Source organism: Corynebacterium sp. CQ3829_602738 (assembly GCF_054478435.1).
On the sequence record NZ_CM137003.1, the window covers coordinates 998,708 to 1,015,651 of the forward strand.

15 protein-coding genes are annotated in these 16,944 nt (G+C 64.0%); 8 read left to right on the plus strand and 7 right to left on the minus strand.

The genetic code is table 11. The features are described 5' to 3' along the window. Both ACX1NL_RS04865 and ACX1NL_RS04870 read left to right on the plus strand, forming a co-directional pair. The gene (locus ACX1NL_RS04865; protein WP_458898755.1) at positions 1–1,584 is read left to right on the plus strand and encodes a carboxylesterase/lipase family protein; all 1,584 of its coding nucleotides are present in this window, start codon (positions 1–3) and stop codon (positions 1,582–1,584) included. A 91-nt stretch (positions 1,585–1,675) separates the two neighbouring features. Beyond that, positions 1,676–2,524, plus strand: a complete 849-nt coding sequence (locus tag ACX1NL_RS04870; protein ID WP_448236339.1) for a hypothetical protein — start codon at positions 1,676–1,678, stop codon at positions 2,522–2,524. On the opposite strand, the gene ACX1NL_RS04875 is transcribed toward ACX1NL_RS04870, so the two are convergent. Beyond that, complete coding sequence (locus ACX1NL_RS04875; RefSeq protein WP_458898756.1) at positions 2,521–3,045, minus strand: hypothetical protein; 525 nt, start codon at positions 3,043–3,045, stop codon at positions 2,521–2,523. The two genes, ACX1NL_RS04870 and ACX1NL_RS04875, sit on opposite strands and share 4 nt — an antisense overlap. 157 nt (positions 3,046–3,202) lie before the next feature. Between ACX1NL_RS04875 and ACX1NL_RS04880 the strand changes: the two genes are divergently transcribed. The 5 genes from ACX1NL_RS04880 to ACX1NL_RS04900 all read left to right on the plus strand — a co-directional run bounded on the left by ACX1NL_RS04880 (position 3,203) and on the right by ACX1NL_RS04900 (position 8,183). Then, a complete protein-coding gene (locus ACX1NL_RS04880; protein WP_458898757.1) occupies positions 3,203–4,420 on the plus strand; it encodes an MFS transporter in 1,218 nt (405 codons plus the stop codon). Beyond that, on the plus strand, positions 4,417–5,412 hold the full coding sequence (locus ACX1NL_RS04885; RefSeq protein ID WP_458898758.1) for a nucleoside hydrolase: 996 nt from the start codon (positions 4,417–4,419) through the stop codon (positions 5,410–5,412). The genes ACX1NL_RS04880 and ACX1NL_RS04885 overlap by 4 nt, the downstream gene beginning before the upstream one ends. Before the next feature lie 111 nt (positions 5,413–5,523). Beyond that, positions 5,524–6,330 (plus strand): ECF transporter S component, encoded by an 807-nt coding sequence (locus ACX1NL_RS04890; protein ID WP_458898759.1) that lies wholly within the window; start codon positions 5,524–5,526, stop codon positions 6,328–6,330. Between the two features lie 21 nt (positions 6,331–6,351). Beyond that, on the plus strand, positions 6,352–7,044 hold the full coding sequence (locus tag ACX1NL_RS04895; protein WP_458898760.1) for an energy-coupling factor transporter transmembrane component T family protein: 693 nt from the start codon (positions 6,352–6,354) through the stop codon (positions 7,042–7,044). Beyond that, complete coding sequence (locus tag ACX1NL_RS04900; protein WP_458898761.1) at positions 7,035–8,183, plus strand: ATP-binding cassette domain-containing protein; 1,149 nt, start codon at positions 7,035–7,037, stop codon at positions 8,181–8,183. The genes ACX1NL_RS04895 and ACX1NL_RS04900 overlap by 10 nt, the downstream gene beginning before the upstream one ends. A 9-nt stretch (positions 8,184–8,192) precedes the next feature. On the opposite strand, the gene ACX1NL_RS04905 is transcribed toward ACX1NL_RS04900, so the two are convergent. Genes ACX1NL_RS04905 through ACX1NL_RS04915 form a run of 3 tightly spaced genes read right to left on the minus strand, consistent with a single transcriptional unit; the run spans position 8,193 to position 12,613 of the window. Continuing rightward, positions 8,193–11,210, minus strand: a complete 3,018-nt coding sequence (locus ACX1NL_RS04905) for a DEAD/DEAH box helicase (RefSeq protein WP_458898762.1) — start codon at positions 11,208–11,210, stop codon at positions 8,193–8,195. Next, the gene (locus tag ACX1NL_RS04910; RefSeq protein ID WP_458898763.1) at positions 11,210–11,599 is read right to left on the minus strand and encodes a (deoxy)nucleoside triphosphate pyrophosphohydrolase; all 390 of its coding nucleotides are present in this window, start codon (positions 11,597–11,599) and stop codon (positions 11,210–11,212) included. Before ACX1NL_RS04910 ends, ACX1NL_RS04905 begins: the two co-directional genes overlap by 1 nt. Before the next feature lie 54 nt (positions 11,600–11,653). Further along, positions 11,654–12,613 carry an L-lactate dehydrogenase gene (locus ACX1NL_RS04915; RefSeq protein ID WP_458898764.1) on the minus strand — a complete coding sequence of 320 codons (960 nt, stop codon included), beginning with the start codon at positions 12,611–12,613 and terminating at the stop codon, positions 11,654–11,656. A gap of 139 nt (positions 12,614–12,752) precedes the next feature. Here ACX1NL_RS04915 and hisD point away from each other — a divergent pair, with 139 nt between their 5' ends. After that, positions 12,753–14,066, plus strand: a complete 1,314-nt coding sequence (gene hisD / locus ACX1NL_RS04920) for a histidinol dehydrogenase (RefSeq protein WP_458898765.1) — start codon at positions 12,753–12,755, stop codon at positions 14,064–14,066. Here the strand turns inward: hisD and ACX1NL_RS04925 are convergent. The 3 genes from ACX1NL_RS04925 to ACX1NL_RS04935 form a co-directional block, all read right to left on the minus strand. Then, positions 14,051–14,365, minus strand: a complete 315-nt coding sequence (locus ACX1NL_RS04925) for a hypothetical protein (protein WP_458898766.1) — start codon at positions 14,363–14,365, stop codon at positions 14,051–14,053. The two genes, hisD and ACX1NL_RS04925, sit on opposite strands and share 16 nt — an antisense overlap. Further along, on the minus strand, positions 14,353–15,021 hold the full coding sequence (locus tag ACX1NL_RS04930) for a hypothetical protein (RefSeq protein WP_239305962.1): 669 nt from the start codon (positions 15,019–15,021) through the stop codon (positions 14,353–14,355). The genes ACX1NL_RS04925 and ACX1NL_RS04930 overlap by 13 nt, the downstream gene beginning before the upstream one ends. Before the next feature lie 101 nt (positions 15,022–15,122). Beyond that, positions 15,123–16,526 carry an amino acid permease gene (locus ACX1NL_RS04935; RefSeq protein ID WP_458898767.1) on the minus strand — a complete coding sequence of 468 codons (1,404 nt, stop codon included), beginning with the start codon at positions 16,524–16,526 and terminating at the stop codon, positions 15,123–15,125. Positions 16,527–16,944: the final 418 nt, after the last annotated feature.

The window sequence follows — 16,944 nt, forward strand, 5'->3', positions numbered from 1 at the left end:
ATGACTGCCGCCGAGCACCCTGTCGCAGACACCACCGCGGGCAAGGTCCGCGGCGTGGTGGACGCGCGCTCCGGCATGCGCACCTGGCGCGGCGTGCCGTTCGGCGCCTCCACCGCACACACGGGCCGGTTCCGCGCCCCACAGCCGGCGCAGAGGTGGCAGGGGCTTTACGACGCCTCACGGTTCGCCCCGCCCGCCATGCAGGGCACATTCGGCTGGCGCGACGCCGTCATCGGCACCGAAGACTGCCTGACATTAGACATCGTGCGCCCCGACACCGACGAGGAGCTGCCGGTGGTGGTCTACTTCCACGGCGGCACCTTTGTCACCGGCGCGAGCAACGAGAAGGTGCTGCAGGGGCATTTGCTTGCCGATGCCACGCAGGTCGTCTACGTCTCCGTGAACTTCCGCCTCGGCGTGCTGGGGTATTTGGACTTTCGCTCGCTCGGCCACGACTGCGTGGCCACACCCGCGCTGTTGGACCAGATTCTGGCGCTGGAGTGGGTGCGCGCCAACATCGCCAGCTTCGGCGGCGATCCGAACCGGGTGACCATCATGGGCGAATCTGCCGGCGGGGCGGCCGTGGTGCACCTGATGTGCTCGCCGTCTGCGCGCGGGCTGTTCCACGGCGCGGTGGCCCAGTCGCCGCCGCCGGCCAGCGTGCACTCACGCCTGCAGGCCGCGATGTGGGTGCGCGAACTGGTCACCCGCATGGGCCTGCCGCGCACGACTACGCTCGCGGACCTGCGCGAGACCCGCGCCGAAGAACTCGTGCGCGCCGGGCAATCCATGCTGCTCAACACTAAGGAACTGGTGCAGCTGAACACCAGCTTCATGCCCACAGTGGACGGGGAGACGCTCACCGCGCACCCCATCGACACCTTCGAGGCCGGCGAGCAGGCGGCCGTGCCGCTGATCGTGGGCACCAACTCCGACGAGGCGAGCTTTGCCAAGGCGATCTACCAAACCACGAAGACTCGCCAGCGGGCGGCGCGCCGGGCGCTGGAGGCGTTCGACCCGGACAACGCCCAGTCGGTACTGCGCGCCTACGACTACGCCGGGGAGCGCGGCGACTATGCCGACCTCATCGCCGACGCGGTGTTCTGGGCGCCGACGGTGATCCTGGCCACCGCACACCGCAGGAAGGCGAGCACGTGGATGTACCGCTTCGACCACGCGTCTGCCGCGATGCGCATGCTGGGCTTGGGCGCGATGCACACCGCCGATCTGGGCGCGGTGTTCGGCGAACCGAACGCCACGAAGGCCTCGCGCTGGGACGTCTTCGGCGGATCTGAGGCGTTCACTGAGGTCAGCCGGGTGATGCAGCACCACTGGGGGCAGTTCTTCCACACCGGCGCGCCGGGCGAGGAGTGGCCGGTCTACGGTTTCCGCTCCGACGATAGGCCGGGACGTGCGACGGCCGTGTTCGACGCTGGTATGCGGGTGGAGTGGGACCCGAAGGCGTCGCAGCGCAGGGCGTGGGAGGGCTTTGACATGCGCGAGTGGGGCATCCACCGCCAGGACCTGATGGATTCGGCCGCATCGCTGCTCGGTGCCGCCCATCCGTCATGGGGTGACAGTTAACCCCGCCGTGACAGGGAAATGCCACGCATGCGCAAGCATTCGTGGCTAGGCTTGTGCCCGTTGTGGCCGAGCTTGGGAAGGAACCACCGACATGAGCTTTTTCGAGGACATCGCAGCGGCGCTCGACCGCGAAGGCATCGAGTCCCGCGTGGGCGGCGACACCATGTTCGTGCCCATGACGGCGGCGCTGGAGATCCAGTTCGTGGAGATCGATCCGCACTTGCCGGCCGCCAACGTCTACATCGCGGCCGCGGACGTGGACGAGGACGACGAGGACTTCGAGGCCGTGCTGGTGGCCGTGGTGTTCTCCGTGGAGGACGCCGTGGCCGCGGTTGCGGAGCACATGGCCACCGACCAGGTGATCACCGTGCTGCGCGACCTGCTGGAGGGCACCGACGAGCGCATCGGCGACCTGGAGTTCTTCCAGGACCACTTGAACCCGCAGCAGGTGCGCGCCGAGGTGGGCGAGAACGCAGAGCTTTTGGTCACCATCGACACCGTCGAGGGCACCCCGCACGCCAAGGTCACCTTCATCGCGCTGCCGGACGATTACGACGACGTGCTCGACGACGCCGAGGGCGAGCTCTGGGAGTCCGACGGCGACGCGGAACTGACCGAGGAGGACCGCGCCCGCCTCTTCGACGCCATCCACGACGAGGCCCTCATCGACGCCGAGCGCCTCGAGCTGGGCAGCTTCACGGACTTTGACAGGCTTTTCGACGTGCTCTCGCTCGCCGCCGACCAGGCCGAGGACTGGGAGTCACAGCTGCTTCCCGTCGACGACGAGTACGACGAGCCGGAGGTCTACGACCTGTTCGGCCAGGACGACGAGGACGACGATGCCGACTTCGACGAGGATGTCGACTCCGAAGAAGACGACGAAGACGAGGGTCTCCCCGGCATCGACGAGGACGACAGCAGCGACGCCGCCCGCGGCTAAGCGGCGCTGAGTCCCTCGAACATCGACGACGGCGAGGCGATCGGGGTGAACGTGCCGTCGACGAGCCACACGTAGTTCGCCGTGCGCGTGCCGGCCAGCTCGTGCACCGTGTGCGCGCAGTCGTCCGGAATCAGCGCGCGCACCCACGCTTCGGTGAGCACGGTGTCCACCAAGCTGCCGGTGGTGTCGGCGATGCGGACCTCAATTAGGTAGGCCGGGACCTGGTCGCCTCCGTAGCCCTGTATCCGGGCCCGCGCCCGTGGACCAACCCGGCGCCGTGTCACGGCCAATGTCAGCTGCGGCCCGTTGGCCACCCGCGGCAGGGTGAGCACCGGCGGGCGCCATGCGGCGGTGGGGCGGGACAGGGAACGCGGGTGGTGCATGACGGCCTGGGCGGACTCGATGATTGCGGGGTGGCGCTCGCGGATCTCCTCGGCGAGAGCCTCCGGGGTGTAGGCGGGGGAGTGGGACTTCTCATTTCGGCTGACGCTGCGCAGCGGATTCTTCGTGTTGAACTTCATGGCGCACACACTACGAAGCGCCTCCGACACCACCGCTCACCTATTCGAACAAATGAACGAAATGCACCCAGCTACCTGGGGTGATTTTGCTTTGTGGAAATTATTTGCCACATTGGCAAATCGGAACACCCCACCCGCCGATGTACTCTAACCAGCAATGAACGCTGACAACTCAACACAGCACACAATCCAGCAAGCGCCCCGCACCCAACCGAAGATCCCGCGCACGATCTGGGTCCTTGTCGGCGCCGCGTTCATCATCGCCCTCGGCTACGGGCTCATCGCCCCGGTCCTCCCGCAGTTCGCGGGCAGCTTCGGCGTGTCCATGGCCGCGGCCGGCGCGGTGATCTCCATCTTCGCGTTGGCTCGGTTGTTGGGGGCGCCGGGGGCGGGCAGGCTCGTCGATAGGCTTGGCTCCCGTCCGATCTACCTCACGGGCCTGCTCATCGTCGCTGGCGCGACCTTCCTGGTCGCGTTCGTGAATGCGTACTGGCAGATCCTGGCGCTGCGGTTTATCGCGGGTTTCGGCTCGACCATGTTCACGCTGTCCGCCCAGGCACTGATCGTGCGTGTGACGCACCCGAGCATCCGCGGGCGCGCCAACGCGCTGTACGCCTCGGCGTTTCTGGTGGGCAACGTCGTCGGCCCGATCATCGGCGCCGCGCTGTCCTTCCTGGGCTTCCGCGCGCCGTTTGTAATTTACGGCCTCGCGGTGGCGGGCGCTGCCGTCGCCGTCGGCGGGCTCACCCAGCCGAAGCCCGGCTCCGAACCGCTGCCCGCGGCGAAGCCGAAGATGCGCGTGCGCCAGGCGTGGCAAACCTCCACGTACAAGGCGCTTCTGGCCGCCGGGTTCACCAACGGCTTTGTCAACATGGGCTCGCGCGTGGCCATCCTGCCGCTGTTCGCCGCGGCCGTCTTCGAGCGTGGGGGAGCAGCCGCCGGGTTGGCGCTGACCGCCTTCGCGTTCGGCATGGCCGTAACCCTGCAGTTTTCTGGCAGACTCGCCGACAGCCTGGGCCGCCGCCCGATGGTCGCCGCAGGCCTGGCCACCTCCGGCGTGTTCACGGCACTGCTCGGCGGCGCCACCAGCTTCTGGCCGCTGGTGCTGCTCTCCGCCGCGGCCGGCATCGGTGCAGGCCTGATGAGCCCCGCCACCCAGGCCACGCTCGCGGACATCATCGGCAACGAGCGCTCCGGCGGTACAGTGCTGTCCACGTACCAAATGACGCAGGACGCCGGCTCGATTCTTGCGCCGGTGCTGCTCGGCGCCGTCGCGGAGGCCGCGGGCTTCCAGGCCGCGTTCGGCGTCTGCGGCGCGGTGTGCGCCGCCACGCTTGTGATCTGGCTTGTTGCCGGGAAGGAAACGAAACCGTGAGAGTGATCCTGGATTGCGACCCCGGCATCGACGACACCTACGCCATTATCTTCCTCACCGCCGCGGCCCACGGGGGGCTCATTGAGCTCGATTGCCTAACGACGACCTCCGGCAATGCCCCCGCCGACCAATGCGCGCAAAACGGCGCCTGGATACTGGGGCAGTGCGGGCTACCCATTATCTCCCTGGCCGCGGGCCTGCCGGAGCCGCTCGAGGTGGAGCTGACCACCACGCCCGAAACCCACGGCGACACCGGTCTCGGCTACGCCCAAGCGCCCGAGCGCCACGTGGAGCACGACTGGGACGCGCTATGGATCGACTCCATCGAGCGCGGCACCGACGACCTCCATCTAATCGTCACCGGCCCCTTGACCAACCTGGCCGCCTTCGCGCACGCCCACCCGCAGCACTTTGCAAAGCTCAAGCACATCACCGTGATGGGCGGGGCAGTGAACTACCCGGGCAACACCACGCCGAGCGCGGAGTGGAACTTCTGGGTGGACCCGCACGCCGCCGCCGACGTGTTCGCCATGACACAGACCCCGATCACCTTGTGCTCACTTGGTGTGACGGAGCGGATGGTGCTCAAGCCGGAGGCGTTGGCGGAGTTCGTCGATAAGCTTGGCGGCTCCCCGGTGGCGCAGCATTTGGAGGCGATCACGCGGTTTTACTTCGAGTTCCACGAGGATGTGGGCGAGGGGTATCAGGCGCAGATCCACGACCTGCTCACCGTGCTGATCGCGCTGGGGCTGGTGGGGTACTCCTGGAAGGACACCACCGTCGCCGTGGAGGCGGATTCCGAGCTCATGCGAGGCACTTCCGTGGCCGACCTGCGCGGGATCTGGGAGCGCGAACCCAACGCGCGCCTGGTCACCGACGCGGACGTCGCGTTGGCCTGGGGTTGGTTCACGTGGGCGTGCGAGGCGCACGCGAAGGTCGCCGCCGGCGATGCCGAGATTGTGGAGCTGCGCCACCAGCGTGCCGACGACTAGGTGGTTCGCGCCCGCCGCCTGCTACACTCCCGAACCGATAGCCCAGCCGAGGTGACATAGGCGATGAGGGCTGTACTTCCCGTTCCTCCCCGCACACCACTCGGAGTTTCCATGTCACACACTGTTTCCACTCAGGCCGCGCAGACCGCGACCACCGCGCAGAAGGCAGAATGGACCCCCGCCCGCCGCGCGCTCGTCATCGCAGGCGCCGTCCTCATCGCCGCTACCTGGCTGTACTTCGTTCTGGTTCACCCGGCAGATTGGGATCAGGTCACCGGCTCCGGGCAGGGCATCGCGCTGCTCGCCGGCTACGGCATCGGCACCGCGCTGCTGCTCGCAGCGGTGATCCCGGTGCTTCCGGCGCGCACGCTGGGGCTGATCCCGATCGCGATCATCATCAACTCCGTCGTCGGCGAGATCGTCGGCTCGATCGGCCTGCCGCTGTACCTGGATTCCGTGGGCACCGTGCTCGTCGCGGCACTCGCAGGCCCGGTTGCGGGCATGGCCACCGGCGCGCTGAACAACGTGGTGTGGGGCCTGCTCAACCCGGCCGCGCTGCCGTTCGCCGCGGGCGCGGCGCTGATCGGCTGGCTGGCCGGCGTGTTCATCCACCGCTTCAACGCGCTGCGCAACATCGCCACCGTGATCGGTTTCGGCCTGGTGCTGGGCCTTATCGGCGGTATGGTCGCCGCCCCGGTCGCGGCCTACGTCTACGGCGGCACCGCCGGTGTGGGCACCGGCGCGCTGGTCAGCCTGTTCCGTGAGATGGGTGGCTCGCTCATCGCATCCGTAACCACGCAGGCCTTCATCTCGGACCCGGTAGATAAGGTCATCGTCATGCTGGTGGCGTTCTTCACGGTCAAGGCGCTGCCGAAGCGCACCGTCGCCGCCTTCGCCCCGCAGACCAAGCAGAGCTAGCCCAGCAAGAAGCCAACCAACATGCCCCAGACCCGCCTGAACCCGCTGACCGCCCTGGTCATCGGCGCGTCCGGCTGGATTCTGGCGCTGGGGATCAACACTCCAATAGCCTCGCTGGCCATCATCGCCGCAGCCCTGACGGCCGGCACATGGCGCACCCGCAACCCGTCTGTCGCGGCGGCGACCGCACTCCTCGCCGCCCCCGTCGCCGCGTCGATGGTGCTCATCCACGCGCCCTACGGCGAGCACCGAATCGCCCCGCTTATCACCTCCGACGGCCTCGCCGATGCCGCCCACCTCACCGCCCGCTTCACCGCGCTCGTCGCCTGCCTGCTCGCCGCCGTGGCCTGGACGCGCACCCCGGATCTGGCCAAGGCCTTGCAGAGCACAAAAGGTGGCAACCGCATCGGCTACATCGCCGGCACCACGCTGCAGCTCGGACCCCAGGGCGCCAGCCGTGCGCGCATCACCCGCGACGCCAACCGCCTCAAAGAGCGCCCCATCACAACCAAAACAGTCGTCCCGCACTTGATCATGCCCGTGCTCACGGAGCTGCTTACCCAGGCCGGCGCCCGCGGCCAGGCGCTGGAAACCGCAGGCTACGACCTCACCGGCCCCCGCACCGTCCTGCGCCCGGTCCACGACAGCCCCGCCCAGCGCGCCGCGCGCATCCTCATCCCGCTGATCTGCGTGGCGGTGGTCCTATGGATCTAACACCCCTCAAGCAAGCACTTAACCAGCACCGCACCGTCGAGGTCATCGGCAACTCTGGCGCGGGCCTGACCACCCTCGCCGCCCAGGCACACAACGAGTGGGCGGGCGCCGCCGTGGTCCAGCAGGACGCCACCGCGCACGTGTCTTACCTGCGCGACACTGTCATCGAGGAGGTCGCGCTCGGCCTCGAGCAACGCGGCACACCAATCCCGGAGATGCAACGCCGCTGCGAGCGCATCCTCAGCGCCGCGGGCCTGACCGAACTCGCCGAGCGACACCCCGCACAACTCTCCGGCGGCCAAACACGCCGCCTCGCCATCGCGGCCGTCGCGGTCCTCGAGCCGGACATCCTGCTTCTCGACGACCCCTTCGCCGGCCTCGACCCCACCTCCGCCATCCACATCATCCGCCTACTCGAGGCGCTGCCGTCTCGCATCGTGGTCCTCGGCAACCGCCCCCGCCTCGATGTAGCAACACTTTCGCTTATCGACGGCATCCTGTCTCCCTCACCCCCTCCCACCCACGAAACCAGCCTGCCTCCACGCGTGGAGCCCACCGGTGATCCGATCGACCTCGGCGAGATCACCGCTACCCGCGGCGGTACCACCCGCAAGTGGTGGCAGTTCCGCGCAAACGAGGACCCGGAGTTCACCGCTGGCCCTATCCACCTGACCGTGCGCCCCGGCCAGGCCGTGTGGCTGCGCGGCGACAACGGCGCCGGCAAAACCACCCTGCTGCGCGCGATGGCCGGCCTCGACGGCAACCCGGGGCTGTCTCTCGGCGTCTCACTCGCGCTGCAGCGCGCCGCAGACCAGCTCGCCGAATCCACGGTGGGGGAGTTCGTCGGCGACCCGGTCGCCGTCGCTGCACTCGGCCTCGACCCGGAGACCCACCCCCTCGACCTGCCTGCCGCGCACCTGCGCCTGGCTCAGCTCGCCCAGGTCTTCGCTCAGAACCGGCCGCTCGTGCTTCTCGACGAACCGGACGTCGGCCTCGACGCCCCCTCTCGCGACCGCGCCCACGACCTCATCGCCGAGGGACTCCGATCTGGCCAGGCCGTGATCTTCACTTGCCACGACACCACCTTCGCCACGGAGGTGGAGGAATATGCGCAAGTTATTGAATCTAAGCTCGCCTAACCCCGCGCTCTAACTCGGCAATTGAGGCCTACCGTTTTTATCCTGCTTAACCATGTGCCCAGGTGCACGGTGGAGCTCCGTCTTCTGGTCGTCCGCAGTAGGATCCTGGATGCTCGAACGTTTGTTGGTGGTGAGCGCCTTGTACAGCGGGGCGGGGACAGGTTCGTCCAGTGCCAGGTTCATGACCACCACGTCGAGCAACTCATCTTTGTTACCCGGCATGTGGCGCTCTTCAGCATTCGTGACGGCAGCCTGCCCGAGGTAGTAAAACTCCAAGCCGTCTGCGTCTTCTCGCTTCACAAAGAGATGGAGGTCCGCGGATCCATCCATAATTGGCTGGAGTTCGTTGCTCTTGAGTGTGCGGTTGTTCTTGGAGAACCACTGCATCGTGGATTGGTCGATGAATGTGTCTTCGTACCGGTGGCTCGCCAAGACATCGGCGTCCTTGTGGTACGTGACAAAGATTGGGCAAGTATTGGTGTTTGAGTCCACCGCATACCCGTAAATTGTGGATTCCCTGTTGCGCGGCCAGTTAAGGAGCCGAGCTGCGTCCTTTCGGGTGTACGTCTTTCCCCGGACGAACATGTCGCTTTGGCGGTACTGTCGCCGGTTTACAAGTAGGCCAGTCTCGATGAGGTCATCGACGTGCGAGCGGAAGCTCACCTCTGGGTTTGGGTGCTGGTCATCGTAGGAGAAATATAACTCCGAAAAACGCTCACCGAGTCGGAACTCATCGCCTTGTCGGACAGCGATGGGGTTGCCTCCGTAGCGTTTGGCGGCAGCATCCGTGAACCATTCCAAGTTCAAAACAAGCTCTACCGATCGCATGAGGTCGGAAGAGGAATCAAGTTCCGGAGCGGATTTCTGAATCGTGATCCTGAACTCGGTATCAGTCAGCGTCCCCTGGGGACCCCGGTGCACGAGCTCGGAAAGAAGGAGGAGTTCCTGCGGGCGTTTTCCGTTGAGAAGTTCCGCTGCGATGAGGGAGAGGAATCCGTCTTCCTCTTGGGACGGGGCCGAATTAACTTCCTTCAGTTTGTGCAAGAGTGACCAGTAATTTCGCGTGTGTTGGTCGGTTGCGCACAGCACGGACGGATCCATGGATTCGTGATAGATAAAGTCCACAAGCTTGGGAATGCGGCCGAGCCGATACTTCAGTTCCGCGATTGCCTCACGCTTCGCCTTCACTCCCGTGATGCGCGCTTTTTGCAGAGATTCGATAACTCGTGCCGCGGAAACCCTGTCGAAGCTCACTGTGGAGGCACCGGCTTTAGGACGGGGGTCGTTGACGTCATCGAGGATCTTAGGTTTACGGCCGGTTTTGTTGCCGGTCAGCGCAACCGCAATGAGGTAGTTGTTCGCGTAGTTTCCGATGAAATCAATGACGCGCAGCGAGTGTTTTTCGGCGGCTTTTCGCAGCCCGCGACCAAGCTGTTGCGTGAAGATAATCGACGACTCAGTGCTGCGGAGCAAGACAACGACATTGACCGAGGGAATGTCGATGCCTTCATTAAAAATGTCCACCGTGAAGATGTAATCGAGTTCGCCATCTTCCAGTTGAGCGACAACGGACTCTCGTTCTTCAATCGTGTCGGCTCCCGAAAGACTCCGCGTTCTCAGCGGACGGCCGTGGACGATCCGAGAGGAGAGAGCTTCCGCAAGAATTCGAGATTCTTCGTTACTACTGCAGAACACAAGGCCCTTTGTGCCTTCTGCGAATGAGTATTTCTGTAGTGCATCGACGATGTGCTCGACGCGATCGTTCGCAACGAGGTCCTTGAGCTTCGACTTGTCTCCGATCGATCCTTGGGCCGATTCGTAATCTGCGATGCCGTAGTAGTCGAAGGGGACGAGCATCCGATTTTCAAGGGCGCCTTCCAGACGGATCTCGTATGGGACGTTATATCCGAAGAGCTCAAAGACATTAAACCCATCCGTTCGCTCTGGGGTAGCTGTCAAACCCAGCGTGAAGTTTGGGCGGAAGTGGTTCAAGATCGACTGATACGACTCGGCGCCAGAACGGTGAACTTCATCGACGATGATGAGGTCGAATTGAAGCGGAGAGATCGCCGCCAGATTCTCTTTCCGTGAAAGGGATTGAACCGTAGCAAACACCAACTGTTTGTCCAGTTCTCGTCGTGCTCCCACGAAGAACCCGATTTGTGTGTCGTCGACTTCTAACACTCTGGCGAACTCTTGAGCCGCCTTCTTCAAAATCTGTTCGCGGTGAACGATGAATAGCGTTTTTGCGGGCTTCATCTGTCGGGTAGCCAACGCTGCAAGGATGGTTTTTCCCGTACCGGTTGCAGAAATGATCAACGCGCGTTTCTCGCCGGAGTCGACCACGCTCTGCAACTGCTCGAGTGCTTCGACCTGCATCAGGTTTGGAAGGATCTTTTCGCTCTCCGGTGATACCTCAAGCGGTTGAGTTTCGGTGAAGACGATTGTGCGCTTGGCCCGCTTCTTTTCGTAATCCTTGATCCAGTCCTCGGTAAGTGGAACCGCTTTGTCGAGGTGCCTCTCCACTCCGCTTTGGAGCTGGGCCGCTATGTTGCCGTTTCTGTGTGAGGAAACTCGGATGTTCCACTCATGGTTTTCCATCAGTGCGTATCGTGTGAGATTCGAGCTGCCTACGAGCGCAGTGACGTGGTCACCGTGGTTGAAAATGTAGCCCTTGGCATGGTGGGCGTATTCCGACATCACGTAGACATCGACGTTTTCCAAAGTCAATAATTCGCGCAGAGCAGCGGGCTCATTGAAGTCTTGGTACGAAGACGTGATGATCGTCCCCTTGCCCTGAAACTCCACGAGCTGTTGCTTGAGCGCGCCGATACCGCCGACAGTTACGAAAGCCACTGAGAACACGTAACTATCAGCAAACTCAAGCTCGTTTTTGAGCGCCTCGTACATGGTGTTCGAGTCGCCATTGGTGATGAGCTCGGGGTTCTCTTGTTTGTTGGCAAGGACGGCTTCGTCGATGAAACCGTATTCAAGATCGCGTTGCAGCGAGGAAAGCGATGACTCCATTACTGCTGCTGCACTCGTTCTACAGTTTCGATGTCAGCCGGCGCCCACTCCAACTCATGAAGCTCCGACCTCGGAACCCAACGGATCTCTTGGTGTTCGGAGAGCTTTGGAGCACCGGAGGAAAGCGTGCAGTAATACGTGGTCAGGTTGATAACTGCAGCGTCGGTTTCGTGCCGGCTCGTCACAATCCGGTCTAAAACTTCAACCTCAACGCTGAGCTCCTCGACGAGCTCGCGCTTCAGAGCCTGCTCCGGAGTCTCACCAGGTTCGATCTTTCCGCCGGGAAACTCCCAAAGCCCACTCATCGATCGGCCCGGCCCCCGCTGTGCGGCAAACACAAGGTCGCCGTCGAGGATCACTGCTCCAACCACATCGATGTTTCTGGCCATGTAGCCATACTAAACGGCAGCGGGGCGGAGTTGCCGTCGATAAGCAAAAGGCTCCTAGAACTCGGCGCGGTCGATGACGTCGCGCAGGGTGGTGGCGGAGTGGCGGAACTTCTCCAGCTCGTCGGAGTCGAGGCGCAGTTCGACGACGTTGCGCACGCCGCTGCGGTTGAGGACGGTGGGGGTGCCGATGTAGAGGTCGTCGAGCCCGTATTCGCCCTGCAAGAGCGCGGAGACGGGCAGGACCACGTCCTCGTTGCGCAGGATCGCGCGCGTGATGCGGGCGAGCGCGTTGCCGATGCCGAAGGCGGTGTTGCCCTTGCGTTTGATGATGTCGTAGGCGGCGTCGCGGGTGCGGATGAACATCTCGTCGATCTGGGTGTAGATCTCCGGGTTGGTCTCGGCCTCGGTCTCCAGCAAGGCGCTCAGCGGCACGCCGCCGACGGAGCCGGAGGAGAACACGGGCAGCTCAGTGTCGCCATGCTCGCCGATGATGTGGGTGTGTACCGCGGACGGAGCGATGTCGAAGTGGACGCCCAGGTTGTGGCGCCAGCGCGCGGTGTCCAGCACAGTGCCGGAGCCGATGACCTGGTTCGACAGCAGGCCGGTCTGCTTCCAGGTGATGTAGGTGAGCACGTCCACAGGGTTGGTGGCCACGACGTAGATGCCGTTGAAGCCGTTAGCCATGATGTCCTTGTTGATGGACTCGAAAATGGCGGCGTTACGCGCGATCAGGTCGATGCGGGTTTCGCCGTCGCGCTGCGCCACGCCGGCGCAGTTGACCACGAGTGCGGCGTCTCGGCAGTCCTCGTAGGTGCCCACCGTGACGTTCATTTGGTGGCCCGAGAACGGGACGGCGTGGTTTAAGTCCTCAACTTGGGCCCAGACGAGGTCCTCGTTGAGGTCGATGATGGCCAGGTGGTCCGCCAGGCCCTGGTTGACAATTGCGTATGCGAAGGCGGTGCCGACAGCGCCGGCGCCGATAAGGACGATCTTGTTGCCTTGAGTCACGGTCATGTGGCCAAGTGTGTCAGAAGGCGGGCGGTCGCGTGCGGTGGGGTCGCGTGTGGTGGGGTTTTGGGAAAAACGGCCTCGGAGGCTGCGCGGCGCCGATACCATGCAGGGAAGACTTCGAAGCGACTAAAAGGGGAGCGGCATGCTGTCGGTGACAGATCTCAGGGGCAGTGCGTTGACGGTGCGCGAACTGCGGAAGGTGCTGCCTCGCGCGGGTGGGGACGTGAACTCGGTGGTGCCCCAGGTGGCTCCGATCGTGGAGGCGGTGCGTGAGCGCGGCGCGCAGGCGGCGCTGGAGTACGGGGAGCGCTTCGACGGCGTGCGTCCGTCTTCGCTCCGCGTGCCAGCTGAGGTCATCGCGGAAGCCGTGGACGGTCTCGACGCGGACGTACGCGCGGCGTTGGAGACCTCGATCGCGCGCATCCGCGCCGTACACGGCGACCAGAAGCCCGTGGAGCACACCACCGAGCTCGCGCCGGGCGCCACGGTGACCGAGGTGTTCCGCCCGGTGCAGCGCGTGGGTCTGTACGTCCCCGGCGGCAAGGCCGTCTACCCGTCGAGTGTGCTCATGAACGCGATTCCCGCCCAGGAAGCGGGCGTGGAGTCGATGGTGGTGTGCTCGCCGCCACAAGCGGACTTCGACGGCTGGCCGCACCCGACGATCCTCGCGGCGTGCGCGCTGGTGGGCATCGATGAGGTGTGGGCGGTCGGTGGCGCACAGGCCGTCGCGTTGCTGGCCTACGGCGACGAGGACCTGGAGCCTGTGGACATGGTCACCGGCCCCGGCAACGTCTTCGTCGCCGCCGCGAAGCGCGTGGTCAACGGCGTGGTGGGCATTGACGCTGAGGCAGGCCCCAGCGAGATCGCGATCATCGCCGACGAGACGGCCAATCCGGTTTACGTGGCGTACGACCTGATCTCCCAGGCCGAGCACGACGAGCACGCCGCGTCGATCCTGGTCACTGATTCGCCTGCGCTCGCCGAGGCCGTCAACCGCGAGATCGCCGAGCGCTACCAGGTCACGCTCAACGCCGAGCGCGTGCGCGCTGCACTCGAGGGGCCGCAATCGGGCATCTTGCTTGTCGACGACCTCCGGTCCGCCGTCACCGTCACCAACGCCTACGCACCCGAGCACTTAGAGATCCACACCGACAACGCCCGCGACGTGGTGGCACAGATCACCAACGCCGGCGCGATCTTCGTCGGGCCGCACGCGCCGGTGCCGCTCGGAGACTACTCCGCAGGATCCAACCACGTGCTGCCCACATCCGGCACGGCCCGTTTCGCGCCGGGGCTGAGCACCCACACCTTCCTCAAACCCGTCAACGTGGTCGAGTACTCCGCGGACGCGCTGGCCGAGGTGGCGGACGCCGTGATCACCCTCGCCGACGCCGAGCGCCTCCCGGCACACGGCGAGGCCATTAGGGCGAGGCGGGAGGACTACCAGGGTTCGTAGTCGTTGTCGCGTCCTGGGAGAGACTTCTCAAAAATCTGCTCGTCGCCACGAGCTTGCCCCAGAATGAGGAAAAACAGCTGAGCAGCATCCAAGTTCGGTAGCTCGCGGACTACCTGCTCCATCGTCGCTGCCACATCTCCCCAAGGCTGCTCACGAATCTCTTGTGCGAACACCCTCCAGTCGAAAATGTCGCCGTACTGGAGCGCGGCAGCGTAGACCTCATACGGCCAAGACGTGATGGGATCCGACGGCGAGGCCGCTACATTGCGGAACATCGCCTCACTGATCATGTCAGGCATGCTGCGATCTCCTTACACACCGATTCAACCTTTGACCAGGAATCCCACCCGGACACGACGCCCTTGTAGCTACCAAGGGAATCCTTATTGTGACTGTCCGCAGGGTTAGGAGCCGAAAGCATGTAAACCAGCTCCGATAGAACCGAACCGTCGGTGTTGGTGAACTCGCTGTAGAATGAGTCAATCTCTTTCAAAACCTCGCACGCGGTGGAAATTCCAAGTGTTGAACCTACCGCTGCGACATCGAGGTAGTCACGAACCTGGTTCCGCTGGACGATCAAGAAGGCCTTGGTACGCAGAACTTCGGCAATCGTAGGGATCTGAAGCTGAGAGCCGTTAGGCAGTTCGACTGTCTCCACCTCCAGAGGGGTCTTGCGGCGCAAGTTGCGCAAGCCAGCCTGATAACCGTCTAGCGATCCCATGATGGTCATCGGCGGACGGGACGCGCGGGGATTTGTCGACCACCCGTCCAAACCCACGACAGCTTCTAGAACCGCGTCGTAGCGACTCTGGAGATGCTCAATGACGTGATCGTGGTCGAACGACATGCGGTGGTGCGCATAGAACGCAGCTGCGCTCCCGCCTACGAGTACTGCGTCAGGCGCTACCTCTTGCAGTTTGGCTGCAGATTCATACAGCTTTTGCATGTCGTTCATGCTTTGAGGATAGATTCAGTGTTGTCGCAGCTCAACCACCCGTCCGTGCGTAAGAAGCCCCAGCGCTGCGGGGGCAGCGCTGGGGCTATTTGCTTGCGGGGCTATTTCGCCTCGTACTCGACCTCATCTTCCGCGATCGCCTGCGGGCGGCCGGTGACGAAGTAGAGGATCGACATCAGGATCAGGAACGCGACGCCGACGATGAGTGCGGTGTGGAATTCCTCCATCCACACCATCGTGCCGAAAGTGAACAGGATGAACGCAACCGCGAACCACTGCCCGTACGGCCAGAACGGCACTGGGAACTTTAGGTTTTGCTCTTCGGCGGGGGAGATGTTGCGTCGAGAAGCAATGTGCGCGAGCAGGATCATCAGCCACACGAAGATGGTGGCGAAGGTAGCCAGCGCCGCGACAGTTTCAAAGATGTCGGGGTAGCGCTGGTTCAAAATCACACCGACGATCAGGGCGATGATTAACATGACCACGGTCATCACCGGCACATCGCGGTAGGTCTTCGCCATCGCCCGCGGCGCCAGCTTCTCCTTGGCTAGGCCGGCGAGGACGCGGCCGGTGCCGAAGAGGTCGGCGTTGATGGCGGACAGCGACGCGCTGAGCACCACTACGTTGAGCAGCGCGGCCGCCCAGCTGACGCCGAGCGTGTCAAAGATCTGGACGAAGGGGGAGTCCTCGCCGTTGATGGTGCGCCACGGGTTGATCATCAAAATGATCAGGATGGACAGCACGTAGAAGATCAGGATGCGCGCCGGGACAGTGTTGACCGCCTTGGGGATGGAGCGGTCCGGGTCCTCAGCCTCCGTTCCGGCGACGCCGATGATCTCGGTGCCGCCGAACGCGAACAGCACGAGGATGAAGGACGCTGCCATGCCGGAGATGCCGTTAGCGAAGAAGCCGCCGTCGCTCCAGAGGTTGCTCACGCCCATCGTTTCCGGCTGGGAGCCGAGGTTGAAGGCGAGGATGGCGGCGCCGCCCACGATCATGGCAACCACGGCGCCGACCTTGATCAGCGTGAGCAGGAACTCCAGCTCGCCGAAGAGACGGACCGCAGCCAAGTTCGCCGCGCTAATGATCAGCAGCGTGACCGTAATCCACACCCACGCGGGCGTGGTGGGGAACCAGAACTTCATATAGATCGTGATGGCCGTCAGGTCCGCCAGACACACGATCATCATCTCGAAGGCGAACATCCAACCGGTGATGTAGCCGCCCCAACCACCGAGGTACTTGCGGCAGTACACGGCAAACGAGCCGCGGACCGGGTTGCGCACGCTCATCTCGCCGAGCGCGCGGAGCATGAAGTACACCACTGCGCCGCCGAGCAGGTACACCAGCAACACGGATGGACCGGCGGCCTGGATCGCACCGGCGGAGCCGTAGAACAGGCCGGTGCCGATGGCGGAACCGAGCGCGATGAAGTGGATGTGGCGGGTGTTTAAGCCGCTGCGTTTCGGTTTGGGCTTGGTGGCGTTGTCTGATGGTGCAGTCATAACGGACATAACTGTGCTCTTTCGGGAAGCAATGCGCGAATCGGAGGCGTAAGGGAAATGGATTGAGGTGTGCCCGAAGCTGGGGGCGGCGGCGTCCCGGTTGGCCGTCGATAGGCAAAGTGCATTGCTTCGCGGACGGATCCGGGGGCGCGGCGCGAACGACATAAGCCTTGAGTGTTGCCCGTGCTAACAAGAAACCCCCTGCGCTTGCAGCAGAGGCTGTTAGCGCAGGGGGCTGGAGTCGGCCGACACCGCGCTACAGATGATGATGCAGGCGGGCCGGCTGGGTATTCAGCATCGCAGAACGCTCGGCCGTGGCCGAGGTCGCAAATGCGGTGCTGTTGATCATGCCGACGACCGTAGCACGGCGGGTGGTGCCTTCGCAGCGGATTGTGGAAACTATTTGCCACAATGCTCG

What these genes read in the sequence shown, in the direction of transcription:
- ACX1NL_RS04865 (WP_458898755.1), top strand. Translation starts at nt 1, where the DNA reads ATGACTGCCGCCGAGCACCCTGTCGCAGACACCACCGCGGGCAAGGTC.
- ACX1NL_RS04870 (WP_448236339.1), top strand. Translation starts at nt 1,676, where the DNA reads ATGAGCTTTTTCGAGGACATCGCAGCGGCGCTCGACCGCGAAGGCATC.
- ACX1NL_RS04875 (WP_458898756.1), bottom strand. Translation starts at nt 3,045, where the DNA reads ATGAAGTTCAACACGAAGAATCCGCTGCGCAGCGTCAGCCGAAATGAG.
- ACX1NL_RS04880 (WP_458898757.1), top strand. Translation starts at nt 3,203, where the DNA reads ATGAACGCTGACAACTCAACACAGCACACAATCCAGCAAGCGCCCCGC.
- ACX1NL_RS04890 (WP_458898759.1), top strand. Translation starts at nt 5,524, where the DNA reads ATGTCACACACTGTTTCCACTCAGGCCGCGCAGACCGCGACCACCGCG.
- ACX1NL_RS04895 (WP_458898760.1), top strand. Translation starts at nt 6,352, where the DNA reads ATGCCCCAGACCCGCCTGAACCCGCTGACCGCCCTGGTCATCGGCGCG.
- ACX1NL_RS04900 (WP_458898761.1), top strand. Translation starts at nt 7,035, where the DNA reads ATGGATCTAACACCCCTCAAGCAAGCACTTAACCAGCACCGCACCGTC.
- ACX1NL_RS04905 (WP_458898762.1), bottom strand. Translation starts at nt 11,210, where the DNA reads ATGGAGTCATCGCTTTCCTCGCTGCAACGCGATCTTGAATACGGTTTC.
- ACX1NL_RS04910 (WP_458898763.1), bottom strand. Translation starts at nt 11,599, where the DNA reads ATGGCCAGAAACATCGATGTGGTTGGAGCAGTGATCCTCGACGGCGAC.
- ACX1NL_RS04915 (WP_458898764.1), bottom strand. Translation starts at nt 12,613, where the DNA reads ATGACCGTGACTCAAGGCAACAAGATCGTCCTTATCGGCGCCGGCGCT.
- hisD (WP_458898765.1), top strand. Translation starts at nt 12,753, where the DNA reads ATGCTGTCGGTGACAGATCTCAGGGGCAGTGCGTTGACGGTGCGCGAA.
- ACX1NL_RS04925 (WP_458898766.1), bottom strand. Translation starts at nt 14,365, where the DNA reads ATGCCTGACATGATCAGTGAGGCGATGTTCCGCAATGTAGCGGCCTCG.
- ACX1NL_RS04930 (WP_239305962.1), bottom strand. Translation starts at nt 15,021, where the DNA reads ATGAACGACATGCAAAAGCTGTATGAATCTGCAGCCAAACTGCAAGAG.
- ACX1NL_RS04935 (WP_458898767.1), bottom strand. Translation starts at nt 16,526, where the DNA reads ATGACTGCACCATCAGACAACGCCACCAAGCCCAAACCGAAACGCAGC.